Source organism: Neisseria sp. HMSC058F07, from assembly GCF_001810035.1.
Lineage (GTDB): Bacteria > Pseudomonadota > Gammaproteobacteria > Burkholderiales > Neisseriaceae > Neisseria > Neisseria perflava.
In genome coordinates, this window is the sequence record NZ_KV799674.1 from 85,195 (window position 1) to 101,616 (window position 16,422).

Consider the following 16,422-nt stretch of genomic DNA (forward strand, 5'->3'; position numbering starts at 1 on the left):
AAAATGGGATGGTGCCGATGGATTTTCTGTCCCATCCCATTCGACACACATCGATTAGGAAAATAAATGAACACCCCATCCAATCCCTCTTGGCAGGCCGCTTTCGGCTTGTTGGCACTCAGGCTTTTTGCCGCGTATGAATTTCTTGAATCCGGCCTGGAAAAATGGAACTGGGAAAACTGGTTTGCAGAAATAAACAGTCAATTTCCCTTTCCGTTCAATTTGTTGTCGGATACGGTCAACTGGAATTTGGCCATGTGGGCGGAACTGGTTTTGCCTGTGCTGCTCATCGTCGGCTTGGCAACGCGGCTGTCCGCGTTGGGATTGATGGTTGTGACGGCTGTCGCATGGTCTGCGGTACATGCCGGCTTAGGGTACAATGTGTGCGACAACGGTTATAAAATGGCACTGATTTATTTGGTGGTTTTATTTCCTGTCCTATTGCAGGGCGCAGGCCGTCTGTCTTTGGATGCCCTGCTGAAGAAACGCTGTTGCCGTATCAAGCATTTTCTTTAAGGATTATCTTTAAGGATTAATGGTCGCGGGCCGACTTTAAATGCCCGATATTATCCCTTGATTTGTTTTTAAACCCATATTTTAAAAAGGAAGTTGAAATGAAAAAAAATGTAGCTGCTGCTCTGGCCGGTGCACTGTCCCTGTCTTTGGCTGCCGGTGTTGTTGCCGCTGATAAAGCCGCCAGCGACGTGGCCGTTGAGAAAACTGTTAAAGCTGCCGAAGGTACTTGCGGCGCGGCTGCCAAAGCCGGTGAAGGTTCTTGCGGCGCAGCCATGAAAAAAGCACACGCCAAAAAAGGCAAAGCATCTAAAGCCAAAGCAGCCAAAGTAGTAGAAGGCAAATGCGGCGAAGGTAAATGCGGTTCTAAATAATCCTGCAATATACCTTTAACAAAGTCGCATTTTATAAACGAAAATGCGACTTTGTCGTTCATACGGCACCATAACAGGACATCACCATGATTCAACACGCAGGCTTGGGCTACCGCCGCGACTTGGCGGAAGACTTCCTCTCGCTTTCAGACGACAGCCCGATACGCTTTATCGAAGCCGCTCCCGAAAACTGGCTGAAAATGGGTGGCAGGGCGCGCAAACAGTTTGACCGCGTGGCGGAACGGCTGCCGCTGGCGTTGCACGGATTATCCATGTCGTTGGGCGGACAAGCCCCGTTGGATACCGATTTGATAGACGGAATCAAAGAAATGATGCGCCGTTACGATTGCACGTTTTTCTCCGACCATTTGAGCTACTGCCACGACGGCGGTCATCTTTACGATTTGTTGCCGCTGCCTTTCACTGAAGAAATGGTACAACATACCGCGCGCCGTATCCGCGAAGTGCAGGATCGGTTGGGCTGCCGTATTGCCGTGGAAAACACCTCCTACTACCTGCATTCTCCGCTTGCCGAGATGAACGAAGTCGAGTTCCTCAACGCGGTTGCCCGTGAAGCCGACTGCGGCATTCATTTGGACGTGAACAATATTTACGTTAACGCCGTCAATCACGGCCTGTTGTCGCCTGAAGCCTTTTTAGAAAATGTGGACGCAGAGCGCGTGTGCTATATCCATATTGCCGGACATGACGTGGAAACGCCCGAATTGTTGATTGATACCCACGGCGCCGCAGTATTGCCGACTGTTTGGGATTTGCTCGAACTGGCCTATGCCAAACTGCCGACGATTCCGCCCACCCTGTTGGAACGCGATTTCAATTTTCCGCCTTTTGCCGAACTCGAAGCCGAAGTCGCTAAAATCGCCGACTATCAAATGCGTGCCGGAAAGGAATACCGTCATGCAGCCTGAAACCTCCGCCCAATACCAACACCGCTTTGCCCAAGCCATACGCGAAGGCAAAGCCGCAGACGGATTGCCGCAAGAGCGGTTGAATGTCTATATCCGCCTGATACGCAACAATATTCACAGCTTTATCGACCGCTGCTATACCGAAACGCTGCAATACTTTGACAGCGAAGAATGGGGCCGTCTGAAAGAAGGTTTCGTCCGCAACGCGCGCGCTCAAACGCCCTATTTTCAAGAAATCCCCGGCGAGTTCCTCCAATATTGCCAAAGCCTGCCGCTTTCAGATGACCTCTTGGCATTGATGGACTTTGAACACACCCAGCTGCTCGCCGAAACCGCTCAGACCGATAGCCAAACAACCCATGCCGATTCAGACGATTTGGCTTACACCCTTTCTCCCGCCGCCTTTGTGCGCCGTTATCAGTATGACGTGACGGACGAATTGCAGGAGGCGGAAACTGCTGTTTTGGTGTGGCGCGATAAGGAAGATGACGTGATGTACCAAACGCTCGACGATTTCGATGCCTTATTGCTGGAAACGCTGGCAGAAACGCCCACTTCCCTAAACGGCCTGCAGACCATGCTGGCAGAGTTCATGCCGTCTGAAAACGCTTGGCAGGACGCATTAAGGCAAAAATGGACGGAATGGTTGGAACAGGGCATTTTGGTTGCGGCATAAATCAAGGCCGTCTGAAACGGGTGCAGTCGGTTTCGGCGAAACAAAAATACTACTGAAATCGTTTATAGATTCAATCGCATGCTCTTGCCGTATCAGCGTAAAATCAAAAGTATATTGATCATTCATTTCATACTGATACATTATGGCCCTACCCGAACTGACCGATGCCGAGCTTGCCGAATCCCGCAAACTGCTGCTGCGCTTTGCCCATATCCAGCTGCCCGACCGCCCCGATTTGGCGGAAGACCTCGTACAGGAAACCATGCTTTCTGCCTACCGTGCGGCCGAGGGTTTCAAAGGCGACGCCCAAGTGAGCAGCTGGCTGTTTGCAATCTTAAAAAACAAAATTACCGACTGCCTGCGCCAAATCGGACGGCAACGCCAAGTTTTCATCACGCGCGACGAGGAAGCCTTGGATGAAGCCTTTGAAGGACATTTTGCCGCCGACGGGCATTGGACGGACGAAGGACAGCCTCAGGGTTGGGACTCGCCCGAAGCCAGTTTGAACAATAAAGAGTTCTACCAAGTTTTGCAGACCTGCCTCTACCATCTGCCGGAAAACACCGCCCGCGTGTTTACCATGAAAGAGATTCTCGGCTTTTCAAGCGATGAAATCCGCGAACAATGCGGCATCAGCCATGCCAACTATTACACCATCATGCACCGTGCGCGCGAAACCTTGCGCCAGTGCCTGCAAATCAAATGGTTCTCCCATGCCTGACAGGAAAACGCCATGAAAAAATGCCGCAAAATAACCGATCTGATTTCCAAACAGCAAGACCAAGTGCATCTCAGTCTTTTTAACCGCATTGCCCTTGCCGTCCACCTGTCGCTCTGCCCCCGTTGCCGCGAATATAAGAAACAGCTCGAATTAATTAGCAATGCCATGCATAAGTTGTTTCGATGATTCAAAAAAAGCCGTCTGAAACCTACCCCTGTCAGTTTCAGACGGCCTTTTTGCATCTGCTTTATTTATTGCTAACTTGGAATAAGCCATGGTTTGCCGTTCACTTTTTTAGCTGCATTTATTTTTAAACTTGCGCCGTTGGCCTTTGTTTTTTGAGGCATGGCTGAAGATTCTAATACGGTAGAACAAGATAAAGGCCGTCTGAAAGATGAATTTCAGACGGCCTTTTTCACGGCTTTTAGTGTTGTTCTTCCGGCTCGGGTTCGTCTTTGCCGAACCAGTTGTCAAAGCGGATGGTGTATTTCAACTCGCCGCCGGAGGAGCGCGTGCCGATGCGGGCAACGGCTTGGATGGCGCGGGTCAGTTGGTACACGAGTTTGACGGATTGTTCGGCGCTGGAAATGCCATATTCGTAACCTGCGTAGAGGTTGTTGGTGAGCTGTTTGCCGACGGTCAGGACTTGTTCGGCAGGGTTGAGCTCGCCTGTTTGGGCGTTGCGGCTGCGTTTGCTGGTAAAGCCCAAATCATCCACAAGGCCGATGCGGTCGTTGACTTGGCCGGCAAGCAGTGCGCTGGCGGCCGCGGAGAGCGTGGCGTTATCGCCGTCGCTGCCGCTGCTGGCACGGTTGAGGATGAGCCAGGAGAGTTTGTCTTTTTCGCTCATGGCTTCCTTGGCAACCAAGGTCACGCGCGGATTGTTGAGGCTGCCGAGGACTTCGACGCCAGCGCCGACCGGGGAGAGGCGGCGTTCGGCACGGATGTTAAGATTTGGATTGGTCAGCGGGCCGACAAAGGAAACCGATCCTTTGGTGATGTCGAGGTCTTGGCCGTAGGCTTTGTAGCGGCCTTTGACAACGCGCACGGTGCCGACGCCTTGGACGGCTTCGCCCGGACGTGATGTGATGGACAGTTTGCCGCCGATGGTAACGTCTGCGCCGTAGCCGACAAAACGGACATTGTCGTTGATGTTCAAGACAAGGTTCATATTAATCGGCGTGGTGGCCGTTGCTTCTTTTTTGGTTTCGCCCAGTACGACCACGTCGTCGTCGAGGGTCGGCATGGAGGATTTTTGCGAACCAAACCTGCCGTAGTCGGTGTTGAGCGTGCCGTTGAGCGATACGCCTTTTTCCGGATTGTAGAGGACTTTGGCCGCGCCGGAGAGCTGCAGTTGGCGGTTTGGACGCGAGAGGGTGCGGTATTTGTCGAAGACGATGTCCACGTCGACATCGGGGTTGGCGTTGGCAAGGTTGACCGCACCTTTGAGCTCAATCGTGCCGCCACGGTGGAATTTGAGGCTGTCGATCACCCATTTTTGACCCTGCAGGCGCGAACGCAATACGCCGTTGTCGAGAATCAGGCCTTGGGTTTGATGGCGGTAATAGAGGTTGTCGCCGTTAATCAGGCCGCTTAGTTGCGGATCGTTCAGACGGCCTGCCAAGTTGACGGCGGCGTTCAGACGGCCTTTGAGAGTTTGGCCGACGGGTAGGAAGTTGCGGAAGACTTCGAGGTTGGCGACGTTCAGGTTGAGTTTGCCGCTCAGAGGGGCAGTGTCGAAGCTGGTGCCTTGGCCGATGTTGACGGTACCGTCGGCACGGCCGTAATTGGTTTGGAGGTCGAGGTTGCTGTTGACGGTGGGCGAACCGAGTCGGCCGCCGATGGTGGCGGTCGCGTTCAGACGGCCTGCAATGCCTTGGGCTGTCGCCGGCATAAAGGATTTGAGCGAGCCTAAATCGGGAACGCTGATATTGACTTTGCCGCTGACGGGGGCGTTGTTGATGTTGTTGCCGAACTGTTGGGCGATGCCGAGCGTGCCGTCAACTTTGCCGAAGCGGGTGTTGCCTTCCAGCGTGCTGTCGATGCGGCCGTTTTGGAAACGGGTGCGCAGGGCGAGCGCGGAAAGTCCCAAAGGCTGTTTGTTTTTCGGATCTTTGCCCGGCAGGATGATGTCGCCGCTTTGACGGCTGATGTTGAGGAAGCCGCGCGCGTTTTGACTGTAAGCCAAATCCCAGTCGCCGCCCAAGACGAGGTTGTGTTCGATGGGCGGGGTGTAGAAGTTGTGCAACTCGGTAATGTGCAGATTTTGCGCGCTGCCTTTACTGGTAATGCCGGCTTTTTTGTCCCAAACGAAATTTTGCAGGTTGAGGCTGCCGCCCATGGCCGCCCAGCGCGCGCTGCTGAGGGAAACGCGTTCGCTGCCGGCCTCGAGGTTGAGGCGGTTTTGCAGTTTAAGGTTGAACGCGCCGCTAATGTCGAGCGTGTCAACCGTGCCTTTCCATTGGGTTTGGTCTTTGTTGAGGCCGCCGGTGGCGTCGAGGTCGAGCTTGTAGCGTTTGTTGTCCACCGCCATGCTGCTGTTGCCGCGGATGTGGTGGTGCGAACCTGTGCCGCTGATGAGCAGGTTGACGTTGTCAATCATGGCCGCGCCGCCGGAGACGGCGATGTGTTCGCCTTTAATATCGGCACTCAACGGACGGTTGGTATCTGGCGAACCTTTAAGTTTGAAGTCGAGGGTGCGGATATTGACGGTATCGGCGACTTTGAAGTTGCGCGCTTCGCCGTTCAAATCGGCTTCAAGGGTTTTGAGGCCGTCTGAAAAGCTGCCGGAGATGTAGCCGCGCGCGTTGAGCAGGCCACCCAAGCCGAAGCCGAAACGCGACAAATCGGGGGCGGTAATGTTGAGGTTAAGGCGGTCGCCTTTTTTGCCGAAGCTGCCGTTGGTTTTGACGATGTTGCTGCCGAGGGTCAGGTCGGTCAGGGCGCGCGAGAGGTGTTTGTTTTCATAGGCGACGTCGGCTTTGCCGCTGAGTGGAACGCCGTTGAGCGTACTCGGTGCGAACTGCATTTTGCCGGCGAATTTCTCTTGCGCCAGTATGCCGGTCAAGTTGATGTTGCCGTTGACGCTGCCTTGCGGAAGCTGCGGATCGATGCGTGCAGGGTTGAAGGCTTTGCTGACGATGTCCAGCTGCAGTTTGCGGTCTTTGAAGAGTTCGAGTGAGCCTTTGGCGTTGAGTTCGCCGCCGTTTTGCGGAACCAGGCGGACTTTGTCGAGCTTGAGCGTGCGCTGGCCGAGCTGTTTGTCGGTTTGGAAAAACAGCATGCCGTCTGTACGCGCAAATCCGCTGTCGAGATTCCAGTTGATGACAGGGGAGGAGGTTTCACCTTTGACGTCGATACTGCCGTTCAGACGGCCTGCAATGTTTTGACGCACAAAGTCGTCTGCGCCGGTATTGTTGATGCCCAGTGCGAGTTTGAGCTGGTCTTGGGCGGTATCGATAGAGCCGGATACGTCGATGCTGCCGTTTTTGAGCAGGCCGACGCCGATGTCTTCGATTTTGACCGTACCTTTGTCGTCGACGATGAATTCGCCGAGGATGCGTTTGACGGGGATATGGTTTTCATCGGCAAAACCGGCTTGGTCGTTTTCCAAGTCTATCGAGCCTTCCAGCGCAACGCCGTCTGTAAAGGACGGAATGGTGGTGGCGTCGAAATTCAGGCGCGCTTTGGGCAGGCTGGGCAGGAAGGCCTGCGGATTGATGTTGGAACCTTTAATCAGGATTTCGCCGACGGTTTCATTGAGGCTGTCGGCGAATGGGTGGATGGTGGATTTGGCAGACAAATGAACGTTGTCGCTGTCGAGCAGCAGGTCGGTGTACACGTCTTGCAGGCTGCCCCACAGGCGCACCGTGCCGTGTATGGTTTCGCCCTCAAGCTGGCCTTTGGTGTAGATGGCGGTATTGAGGACGTAGGGTTTGTTCAAACCGAGCACCACCGCGCCTGTCGAGCTGCTCCAGGGCGTGTCGGCGGTTTTGATGTGGAGGCGGTGTTCTTTTTTGTCGTAATGATAGGCCGCGTGCAGATGGTCGAGATAGACGGTCTGCTTGTCAAAACGCTTGCCCACGCTGATTTTGCCGGTTTCCAAACGGTCGAGATAGGCGGTAACGGGTAGGTCTATACTGTCGGGCAGGCCTTTTGAAGGCTCTTCTTCTTTGGGCGGCGTGCGCTTGGTCACGATGGCGATGTCGCCGGCCACGACTTCGGTAATATGTAAAGACGGACGGAACAGCTCGGACGGTTTCCAATCAAAGCGGAAGTTGCTGATTTTGATGTCCGCACCTTCTGTTTCAATCAACCATTTATCGCCTTCAAAACCTTCAATCAGCGTGCCTTTCAGTGTATCCGAAGAGATTTTGACGCCGAACCATGACGGGATTTTGTACAAACCGAAACGCAAACCCGATTCCGTACCGACCAGCCAGCCGATCGTGCCGGCGGAAACGGTCAATACGCCCAAGGCGGACAGGACAAAGCCGCGCAACAGGCGTTTTTTGCGCTTTGGCGGGGCGGGCTGTTGTTCAGACGGCGTGGAAGTGTTTGCAGTATCGGTCATGATATTTTTCTGTTTGTCTGTTGTTCAGACGGCCTGGAATGGCTGAGGCCGTCTGAAAGAATGGATGGTGTATGTTTGTTAAAACCTTGTGCCCAAGCTGATGTGCCAGCGGATTTTTTTGTCGTGGTGGCCGTAGGCAATGTCGAAGGAGAACGGCGCAACCGGGCTGAACCAGCGCACACCCAAGCCGGTACCGTGTTTTAAGGTCATGTGTTTGAAGTTGCTTGCCGCGTCGCCGACATCGTGGAAGATGGCGCCGGAGAAGCTTTTGGTAACCGGGAATTGATATTCGAGGCTGCCGACCACCAAGGCGCGTTGCGGCAGGACAGAGCCGTTGGGGCCTGCCAAGCCGATGCTGTCGAGTTCGTAACCGCGTACGGAAGTCGCGCCGCCGGTGCGGAACATCAGGCTGGAAGGCACTTCTTCGCCTTCGCGGGCGTAAACGTAGCCGGCCTGTCCGCGTACGATGAATGTACCGATTTTTTTGTTTTCAGGCGTGAAGAAATAGCCTGCGCGTGCCGTAGCGCGTGCCATTTGGGTGGAGGAGAGGAATTTGCCCAAGGTCAAGCCGATTTTGCCGTCGAGGTAATAGCCGTTTTGAGGATGCAGCTCGGTTTCGATGCTTTGCCGTTTCCATGAGGCGGTCAGCATGGTGGCATGGCTTCGGCCCAAATCGTAGCTGGTGTCGGGGACTTTGCGGTCTTCGGTAATGAATTCGAGGCCGAAGCGGGCATCGATATTGTTGCGGTCGCGGACATACCAAATGCCGCTGGACAGGGCGCGTTTTTCAAGGTTTTGCGTGGTCGAGCGGTTGTAGGAAACGTTGCTGGTCCAGTAGTTGCCGCGGTTGTTGCGCGGTTGGCTGATACCGGCGGCCAGCGTGGTTTCGTATTTGTCCATGTCCCAAACGATGGAACCGATGTAGCCCTTGTTAAAGAGGTTGTAATAGTCGTAGGCGATGCGGCCGCCGATTCCGTATTCGGAGTCGTAGCGGATACCGGTTTCCAGTTTGTGGCGTTTGACTTCGGTCACGTTGATTTTGACGGGAACGCGGTCGCCTTGCAGTTGGTCGAAGTCGGCCTGTACGGACGCACCGGAGTAGTGGCCGTTTTGCTCGAGCGCCTGTTGCAGGTCGAGGATTTTGTCCAAGTCGTAAGGCGAACCGGGTTGGAAGCGCGCCATGCCGGAAACCACGCTCTCAGGGTAGCGGCGCGTGCCGGTGATTTGGAACTCGCCAAAGTAAATGGGGCGGTTGCTCTCCAGGATGACGTTCAAGTCGGCTTTTTGGGTATTGGGATTGATGGTGGCTTGGGTGGTGGTGAGTTTCGCCAAAGGGTATTTCTTGCGTGTTACAGCGCTGAGGACGGAGGTTTTACTTGCACTCCAGCCGTCTTGGTCGAAGTTTTCACCAACGGGCTGCTGCCAGTTTTCCATCGCATTTTGGTAGTACTCGGCCAAGTTGTCGTCATTCAATACGTCGCCGAGGATGGCCACGCTGACGTTGTCGACTTTGGTGCGCGGGCCGGGGGTGACGTTGACGGTGTAGCTCTCGCCGTGGTCTTGAATATTGACATTGCTGTTGAAGTAGCCTTTGGTTCGGAGCATGGTTTTGACGTTGTCGGGTGCCTCTTCGGCGAGGAAGCCGACCTGCTCTTTGTCCAGCTCTTCTTCCTGCTGCTGGGTAATCAGCGGCAGGTATTCTTCAAGCATTTCTTTGACTTCGCTGTCTTGGGTGTCGATTTTGACGGGGAATTTGGGCTTGAGTTTGCCTGTTTGGTCGTCTTTGGGCTGCTTGGGCATTTCGGATTCGGGAACGGCCTCGTAGTCTTCCGCTTTGGGAACGGAAGTATCTACTGCCAACGCGTGTCCGTAGGCGAGCGCCAATGATGCAAATAAAACAGGGTAGGTCAGTTTGGTCATGATGTGTGTTCGACAGCGACAATTCTTCAGTTTGGGGATTTTAACATTATTTCTGCAAGCTTTCAGGCTATGGATATAAACGGAAATTTAGCGCGATAACGTTGCAAAATGCGGCTTAAGGGCGGATTTTGGTTTGTTTCTATCTGATTGTAATATTTATGTTTTTGTGTTTTGACTGATGAAGTTGCCTTTATATTCGGCCTTATGGCGCAGATTTCAGGCCGTCTGAAATCAAGATACAGAGGGATAAGGCAACGGTATGGGCATACTTTGAAAGTAGGGTTTGAGCGGGTTTGACCATATTTTTGGCATAAAGTGCCAACTGTGTCATAAATGCTAAACTTTAATGCTGTTTTTGTGAGGTGTGCATGAAAACCTCGCCGACAAATGATTTTTTATTTTAGAATGTAAGACTTTTTTAACATATCTTTAAATTGAAGGAACGGATATGGCAAGTGGCAATCCGCTTTTAAACGCGATCAACAGCGTCAGCCTGGTGGTACAAATCGCCATCGGCTTGGTTTTAGGTATTCTTGTGGGCGCAGTTGCGCCGCAAGTCGGTATCAGCGCAGGACTGCTGGGCAGCCTGTTTGTCGGTGCGCTTAAGGCTATCGCGCCGATTTTGGTATTCGTTTTGGTGACTGCCGCCATTGCGCAACACCAAAAAGGCAATCAGGCCCACATCAAACCGATTTTGATTTTGTATATTTTTGGTACGTTTGCAGCCGCTGTGGTGGCGGTTGTCGCCAGCATGGCATTCCCGACCACGCTGATTCTGCGTACGGCCGGCGATGTGTCCGTTGCGCCGCCTTCCGGCATTATCGAAGTGTTGAAAACGCTGCTGATGAATTTGGTGGCCAACCCGATTAACGCGCTGGCCAATGCCAACTATATCGGCATTTTGGCTTGGGCTTTGGTATTGGGCGCGGCTTTGCGCCATCACGGTTCGGATACGACCCGCCAAGTGGCGGCCGATTTGGCCGATACCGTTTCGACCGTTGTGAAATGGATTATCCGTTTTGCGCCGCTGGGTATTTTCGGCTTGGTGTCTTCTACCATTGCGGAAACCGGTTTTGAAGCGCTTGCCGGTTATATGCAGCTGTTGGCCGTATTGCTCGGCTGTATGCTGTTTATCGCTTTGGTGGTCAACCCGATTATTGTGTGGACGCAAATCCGCCGCAACCCTTTCCCGCTGGTGTTTACCTGCCTGCGTGAAAGTGGCGTGTATGCCTTCTTTACCCGTTCTTCCGCCGCCAATATCCCTGTGAATATGGCATTGGCGAAAAAACTGGGTTTGCACGAAGACACTTACTCCATCTCCATTCCATTGGGTGCGACCATCAATATGGCCGGTGCGGCAATCACCATTACCGTTTTGGCGATGGCTGCGGCGTACACGCAAGGCATTACGGTTGACTTCGCCACTGCCCTGCTGCTGAGCCTGGTGGCAACTGTCAGCGCGTGCGGTGCATCCGGTGTGGCCGGTGGCTCGTTGCTGCTGATTCCTTTGGCGTGCAGCCTGTTCGGTATCGATAACGATGTGGCCATGCAGGTGGTTGCCGTCGGCTTCATCATCGGCGTGATTCAAGACTCTGCAGAAACTGCGTTGAACTCTTCCACCGACGTTTTGTTTACTGCCGCTGCCGATTTGGGCCGTCAACGTAAAGAGTGATTTTTAAGGGCAACCTAAATTCAGCAAAGGCCGTCTGAAAACTTTCAGACGGCCTTTGTTTTATGCAAAGAAAATGGATTTTTAGATGGTCAAGCCGATAGATTGGTTTGATCGGACTGACGGTATCCGCTGTCATCAGTCGGATTTTTCCCGTAAAATACAGTCTTGAATGTATTTGAACACCTCTTTTCAGACGGCCTGACCGTCTTATCACATTTGTAAAAACAATGATTAAAAAAATATTCTCATGGTTCGAGTCCCGCATCGACCCTTATCCAGAAGCCGCGCCGAAAACGCCAGAAAAAGGGTTGTGGCGGTTTATTTGGAGCAACATTGAAGGCGTGCGCAAATGGATTGCCGTGTTGGCCGTATTTACGGTCGGTGTCGGCATCATGGAAGCCTTGATGTTCCAATTTATGGGCAAGGTGGTCGACTGGCTCGGCACTTATACGCCGCAAACGCTTTTTGTTGAAAAAGGCCATGCTTTAATCGGCATGATGGCCATGGTGGCATTTTTTGCCGTTTGGACCTTTTTCGCGTCCAGTGTGCGCCTGCAAACCCTGCAAGGCGTGTTCCCCATGCGCCTGCGCTGGAATTTCCACCGCCTGATGCTGGGTCAAAGCCTGGGCTTTTATCAGGACGAATTTGCAGGACGCGTGTCCGCCAAAGTGATGCAAACCGCGCTGGCGCTGCGCGATGTCGTGATGACCGTCGCCGATATGGTTGTGTATGTGCTGGTGTACTTCATCACTTCCGGCGTGATTCTGTCCTCATTCGATGCCTGGCTTATCGTGCCGTTTATCTGCTGGATGATTGGATTCGCGATGATTATGCGCTTCCTGATTCCCAAACTCGGCAAAACCGCTGCACGCCAAGCTGATGCGCGCTCGTTGATGACCGGCCGCATTACCGACGCCTATTCCAATATCGCTACTGTCAAACTCTTCTCCCACGGCGCACGCGAGGCCGCTTATGCCAAGCAGTCGATGGAAGAGTTTATGGTAACCGTCCATGCCCAAATGCGTTTGGCAACGCTGCTGCATACCTGCAGTTTTATCGTCAACAGCTCGCTGACCGTCGGTACGACCGCCTTGGGTATTTGGCTTTGGTATCACGGCCAAGTCGGCGTAGGCGCGGTAGCCACCGCCACGGCCATGGCATTGCGTGTGAACGGTTTGTCGCAATACATCATGTGGGAATCCGCCCGATTGTTTGAAAACATCGGTACCGTCAACGACGGCATGGCTACCCTGTCCAAACCCCACACCATCCTCGACAAACCGCAAGCCCTGCCGCTTAAAGTCACCCGAGGCGAAATCAAGTTTGATCACGTCGATTTCTCCTACGAAGCAGGCAAACCGCTCCTCAACGGCTTTAATCTGAACATCAAACCCGGCGAAAAAGTCGGCTTGATCGGCCGCAGCGGCGCGGGCAAATCCACCATCGTCAACCTGCTCCTGCGCTTTTACGAACCGCAAAGCGGCACGATTTCGATCGACGGCCAAAACGTGGACAGCGTTACCCAAGAAAGTCTGCGCGCCCAAATCGGTTTGGTGACGCAAGATACCTCCCTGCTGCACCGCTCCGTGCGCGACAACATTATCTACGGTCGTCCCGATGCGACCGAAGCCGAAATGATTTCTGCCGCCGAACGCGCCGAGGCCACCGGTTTTATTCCTAACTTAAGCGATGCCAAAGGCCGACGCGGCTATGATGCGCACGTTGGCGAACGCGGCGTGAAACTTTCCGGCGGCCAACGCCAACGCATCGCCATCGCCCGCGTTATGCTTAAAGACGCGCCGATTCTATTGCTTGACGAAGCCACCAGCGCGCTTGACTCCGAAGTCGAAGCCGCCATCCAAGAAAGCCTCGACAAAATGATGGAAGGCAAAACCGTGATTGCCATCGCCCACCGCCTCTCCACCATCGCCGCGATGGACCGCCTCATCGTCTTGGACAAAGGCCGCATCATCGAAGAAGGCAGCCACACCGAGTTGCTCGAGAAACAAGGCCTGTATGCCAAACTTTGGGCGCACCAAAGCGGCGGCTTCTTGAGTGAGCATGTCGAGTGGGAAAACAATTAAACGCTTTGAAAGAAGATAAAAGGGCGTCTGAAAACATTTTCAGACGGCCTTTATTAATGAAGCAAAGGGCAGGTGGGATAACCGCCTTTTTTCAGTTGAAACCTTAGTTGTTTACAGTCCCAGCGACCAAGCATTTTGGTGTTCGAACAAGTCTTCCAAGCGGTTTTCGTAATGGGCGAAGATTTCTTCGATGATTTCGTCTTCGTCGTCGATGGTGCGGATCAAGTTCAAATCCTCTTCCAAAATCAGGTTTCTGCCCAGCAACTGCTCGCGTATCCAGTCCAACAGCCCTGCCCAAAATGCTTTGCCCACTAAGATAATCGGGCGGTCGGGCGTTTTGCCGGTTTGCACCAAAGTCAGGCTTTCAAACAATTCGTCCAATGTGCCGAAACCGCCGGGCATGACGACATACGCCACGGCGTGTTTGACGAACATGACTTTGCGCGGGAAGAAGTGTTGGAATTTAATAGACAAATCCTGATACGGATTGGCTTTTTGTTCGTGCGGCAACACGATATTCAGCCCCACCGCCGGACTTGCGCCTGCAAACGCGCCTTTGTTGGCCGCTTCCATAATGCCCGGACCGCCGCCGGAAATGACGGAGAATCCGGCATCCGACAGTTTGCGCGCCAAGCGCAATGTGAACGCGTAGTCGGGATGGTTTTCGGGCGTGCGCGCGCTGCCGTAAATGCTGACGGCTGGCTGAATGGCGCGCAATTCTTCGCCGGCTTCGACAAATTCGGAAATAATCTTCAATACATGATACGACTCGCGCGCCTGAATATCGCGGCGTGTTTCGTCGGGCAGCATGGGTTTGGGCAGTTTTTTGAGCAGGCTCACAGCTTTTCCTTCGTGTTTTTATGTGCAGTATTGTAACCCGAAAGAGGCGGGCCGTCTGAAAGTTGGGTTTCGGCGGCAAGTGTGCCTGCCACATCTTCAAAAGCCCGTTACAATATCTGCTTTTATTCAACTGCTCCGCCATGCTCGATATTATCCACCGCGACAGCCGCACCGTTGCCGTCAACAAACCTGCCGGAATGCTGGTGCACCGAAGCTGGTTAGACAAACACGAAACCCGTTTTGCCGTGCAAACCCTGCGCGACCAAATCGGGCAGCACGTCTATCCCGTCCACCGCCTCGACCGCCCGACTTCCGGCGTCTTGCTGTTTGCCCTCGATACGGAAGCCGCACGGTTACTGACGCAGCAGTTTGAAAACAAAACCATCGAAAAAACCTATTGGGCGATTGTTCGCGGTCATCTACCTTCAGACGGCCTGATTGATTACGCCCTCAAATATATGCCCGACAAAATCGCCGAAGCGCAGACCGAAGCCACATTGCAGGAAGCGCAAACCACCTACCGTTGTCTGGCACAAACCGAGTTGCCGTTCCAATCCGCCCTGCGTTATCCGACTTCGCGTTATTCGTGGGCCGAACTCACGCCGCACACCGGCCGCAAACACCAACTCCGCCGCCATATGAAACACATTTTCCACCCCATCGTCGGCGACACCAACTACGGCGATTTGCGCCAAAACCATGCCGTTGCCGAACATATCGGCACGCAACGCTTAATGTTGCACGCGCAGAGCCTCAGTTTTCAAAGCATAGAAGACGGCAGCCGGATGACCGTACAAGCACCGATAGACAACGACTGGCGGATTTGGTTGGAAAAATTCAAAACCGAGGCCGTCTGAAAATCCAAACTGCACATTTTCAGACGGCCCGGTCATGGAAAAAAACAGCCAAATCCCTTACAATACGCCCCTAAAATTTTGAAAGAACACAAGAATCATGGAAGCCGAAGTAATCAACCAGCTTAACAACACCCTAAACGACTTGGAGAAGCGCAGCGAAGACATCCGCGTCTATATGGACTATCAGGGCAAGAAAGACCGATTGGAAGAAGTCATCGGCCTCTCCGAAGACCCGGAACTCTGGAACGACCCCAAACGCGCCCAAGAAATCGGCAAAGAGCGCAAAATCCTCGAAGGCATTGTGGTAACCCTCGACAACATCGCATCAGGCATCGAAGACAACCGCATGCTGATTGAAATGGCCGTCGAAGAAAACGACGAAGAAGGTTTCGCCGCCGTGCAGGAAGATGTGGCCGGTTTGGAAAAACAAATGGCCGACCTCGAATTCAAACGAATGTTCAACCAGCCTGCCGACCCGAACAACTGCTTTATCGACATCACCGCAGGCGCGGGCGGTACCGAAGCCGAAGACTGGGCGGGCATGCTGTTCCGCATGTACAGCCGCTACGCCGAGCGCAAAGGCTTCAAAATCGAAATCCTCGAAGAAGACGACGGCGAAATCGCGGGCATCAACCGCGCCACCATCCGCGTGGAAGGCGAATACGCCTATGGCCTGCTGCGTACCGAAACCGGCGTTCACCGCTTGGTGCGCTATTCGCCGTTTGACTCCAACAACAAACGCCATACGTCGTTCTCGTCCGTGTTTGTTTACCCTGAAATCGACGATTCCATCGAAATCGAAATCAACCCGGCCGACTTGCGCATCGACACTTACCGCGCATCCGGTGCCGGCGGTCAGCACATCAACAAAACCGACTCCGCCGTGCGTATTACCCACGAGCCGACGGGAATTGTGGTGCAGTGTCAAAACGACCGCTCGCAACACGCCAACAAAGCCGCCGCGATGGAAATGTTGAAATCCAAACTGTACGAATTGGAAATGCGCAAACGCAACGAAGAGAAACAGGCATTGGAAGACGGCAAGTCCGATGTGGGTTGGGGCAGCCAAATCCGTTCGTACGTTTTGGACTCCTCACGCATCAAAGATTTGCGCACAGGCTACGAAGTCGGCAATACCAAAGCCGTATTGGATGGCGACTTGGACGGCTTCATCGAAGCCAGTCTGAAACAAGGCGTATAAACCGTAAAACATAAAATGCCGTCTGAAAGATTTCAGACGGCATTTTTCAGTTTGAAAGAAAC

The 16,422-nt window shown here is 53.5% G+C and carries 13 protein-coding genes; 10 read left to right on the plus strand and 3 right to left on the minus strand.

Annotation, left to right across the window (positions count from 1 at the left end):
- The first annotated feature begins 66 nt into the window (after window positions 1-66).
- The 6 genes from HMPREF2696_RS03800 to HMPREF2696_RS11470 all read left to right on the plus strand — a co-directional run bounded on the left by HMPREF2696_RS03800 (window position 67) and on the right by HMPREF2696_RS11470 (window position 3,399).
- Entirely contained in the window at window positions 67-516 is a 450-nt protein-coding gene (locus HMPREF2696_RS03800; RefSeq protein WP_070587885.1) for an HvfX family Cu-binding RiPP maturation protein, read from the plus strand.
- Window positions 517-614: 98 nt separating this feature from the next.
- Window positions 615-887, plus strand: coding sequence for a hypothetical protein (locus tag HMPREF2696_RS03805; protein WP_049333024.1), 273 nt, complete (start codon window positions 615-617; stop codon window positions 885-887).
- Window positions 888-973: 86 nt separating this feature from the next.
- A complete protein-coding gene (locus HMPREF2696_RS03810; RefSeq protein WP_004519154.1) occupies window positions 974-1,816 on the plus strand; it encodes an HvfB family MNIO-type RiPP peptide maturase in 843 nt (280 codons plus the stop codon).
- Window positions 1,806-2,492, plus strand: coding sequence for an HvfC family RiPP maturation protein (locus HMPREF2696_RS03815; RefSeq protein WP_004519153.1), 687 nt, complete (start codon window positions 1,806-1,808; stop codon window positions 2,490-2,492). The genes HMPREF2696_RS03810 and HMPREF2696_RS03815 overlap by 11 nt, the downstream gene beginning before the upstream one ends.
- Before the next feature lie 142 nt (window positions 2,493-2,634).
- Window positions 2,635-3,213 carry a sigma-70 family RNA polymerase sigma factor gene (locus HMPREF2696_RS03820; RefSeq protein WP_004519152.1) on the plus strand — a complete coding sequence of 193 codons (579 nt, stop codon included), beginning with the start codon at window positions 2,635-2,637 and terminating at the stop codon, window positions 3,211-3,213.
- A 12-nt stretch (window positions 3,214-3,225) separates the two neighbouring features.
- Window positions 3,226-3,399, plus strand: coding sequence for an anti-sigma factor family protein (locus HMPREF2696_RS11470; protein WP_004519151.1), 174 nt, complete (start codon window positions 3,226-3,228; stop codon window positions 3,397-3,399).
- 238 nt (window positions 3,400-3,637) lie between these two features.
- Here HMPREF2696_RS11470 and HMPREF2696_RS03825 read toward each other — a convergent pair whose 3' ends face one another.
- Window positions 3,638-7,786, minus strand: coding sequence for a translocation/assembly module TamB domain-containing protein (locus tag HMPREF2696_RS03825; RefSeq protein ID WP_004519149.1), 4,149 nt, complete (start codon window positions 7,784-7,786; stop codon window positions 3,638-3,640).
- Between the two features lie 78 nt (window positions 7,787-7,864).
- Window positions 7,865-9,706: an autotransporter assembly complex protein TamA gene (locus tag HMPREF2696_RS03830; protein WP_039861895.1), complete on the minus strand. Its 1,842-nt coding sequence runs from the start codon at window positions 9,704-9,706 to the stop codon at window positions 7,865-7,867.
- Between the two features lie 448 nt (window positions 9,707-10,154).
- Between HMPREF2696_RS03830 and sstT the strand changes: the two genes are divergently transcribed.
- Together sstT and HMPREF2696_RS03840 are read left to right on the plus strand one after the other, a co-directional pair.
- On the plus strand, window positions 10,155-11,378 hold the full coding sequence (sstT, locus tag HMPREF2696_RS03835) for a serine/threonine transporter SstT (protein ID WP_004519145.1): 1,224 nt from the start codon (window positions 10,155-10,157) through the stop codon (window positions 11,376-11,378).
- A 227-nt stretch (window positions 11,379-11,605) separates the two neighbouring features.
- Entirely contained in the window at window positions 11,606-13,462 is a 1,857-nt protein-coding gene (locus tag HMPREF2696_RS03840; RefSeq protein ID WP_004519144.1) for an ABC transporter ATP-binding protein, read from the plus strand.
- 111 nt (window positions 13,463-13,573) lie between these two features.
- Here the strand turns inward: HMPREF2696_RS03840 and HMPREF2696_RS03845 are convergent, their stop codons facing one another.
- Window positions 13,574-14,302, minus strand: coding sequence for an LOG family protein (locus HMPREF2696_RS03845; protein WP_039861893.1), 729 nt, complete (start codon window positions 14,300-14,302; stop codon window positions 13,574-13,576).
- A 140-nt stretch (window positions 14,303-14,442) separates the two neighbouring features.
- Between HMPREF2696_RS03845 and truC the strand changes: the two genes are divergently transcribed.
- Window positions 14,443-15,159 (plus strand): tRNA pseudouridine(65) synthase TruC, encoded by a 717-nt coding sequence (gene truC / locus HMPREF2696_RS03850; protein ID WP_070588047.1) that lies wholly within the window; start codon window positions 14,443-14,445, stop codon window positions 15,157-15,159.
- A gap of 97 nt (window positions 15,160-15,256) precedes the next feature.
- Window positions 15,257-16,360 (plus strand): peptide chain release factor 2, encoded by a 1,104-nt coding sequence (gene prfB / locus HMPREF2696_RS03855; protein WP_070587888.1) that lies wholly within the window; start codon window positions 15,257-15,259, stop codon window positions 16,358-16,360.
- Window positions 16,361-16,422: the final 62 nt, after the last annotated feature.

Coding starts and splice junctions, on each gene's coding strand:
- HMPREF2696_RS03810 (WP_004519154.1), top strand. CDS start 974: ATGATTCAACACGCAGGCTTGGGCTACCGCCGCGACTTGGCGGAAGAC.
- sstT (WP_004519145.1), top strand. CDS start 10,155: ATGGCAAGTGGCAATCCGCTTTTAAACGCGATCAACAGCGTCAGCCTG.
- HMPREF2696_RS11470 (WP_004519151.1), top strand. CDS start 3,226: ATGAAAAAATGCCGCAAAATAACCGATCTGATTTCCAAACAGCAAGAC.
- HMPREF2696_RS03830 (WP_039861895.1), bottom strand. CDS start 9,706: ATGACCAAACTGACCTACCCTGTTTTATTTGCATCATTGGCGCTCGCC.
- HMPREF2696_RS03825 (WP_004519149.1), bottom strand. CDS start 7,786: ATGACCGATACTGCAAACACTTCCACGCCGTCTGAACAACAGCCCGCC.
- truC (WP_070588047.1), top strand. CDS start 14,443: ATGCTCGATATTATCCACCGCGACAGCCGCACCGTTGCCGTCAACAAA.
- prfB (WP_070587888.1), top strand. CDS start 15,257: ATGGAAGCCGAAGTAATCAACCAGCTTAACAACACCCTAAACGACTTG.
- HMPREF2696_RS03840 (WP_004519144.1), top strand. CDS start 11,606: ATGATTAAAAAAATATTCTCATGGTTCGAGTCCCGCATCGACCCTTAT.
- HMPREF2696_RS03805 (WP_049333024.1), top strand. CDS start 615: ATGAAAAAAAATGTAGCTGCTGCTCTGGCCGGTGCACTGTCCCTGTCT.
- HMPREF2696_RS03815 (WP_004519153.1), top strand. CDS start 1,806: ATGCAGCCTGAAACCTCCGCCCAATACCAACACCGCTTTGCCCAAGCC.
- HMPREF2696_RS03820 (WP_004519152.1), top strand. CDS start 2,635: ATGGCCCTACCCGAACTGACCGATGCCGAGCTTGCCGAATCCCGCAAA.
- HMPREF2696_RS03800 (WP_070587885.1), top strand. CDS start 67: ATGAACACCCCATCCAATCCCTCTTGGCAGGCCGCTTTCGGCTTGTTG.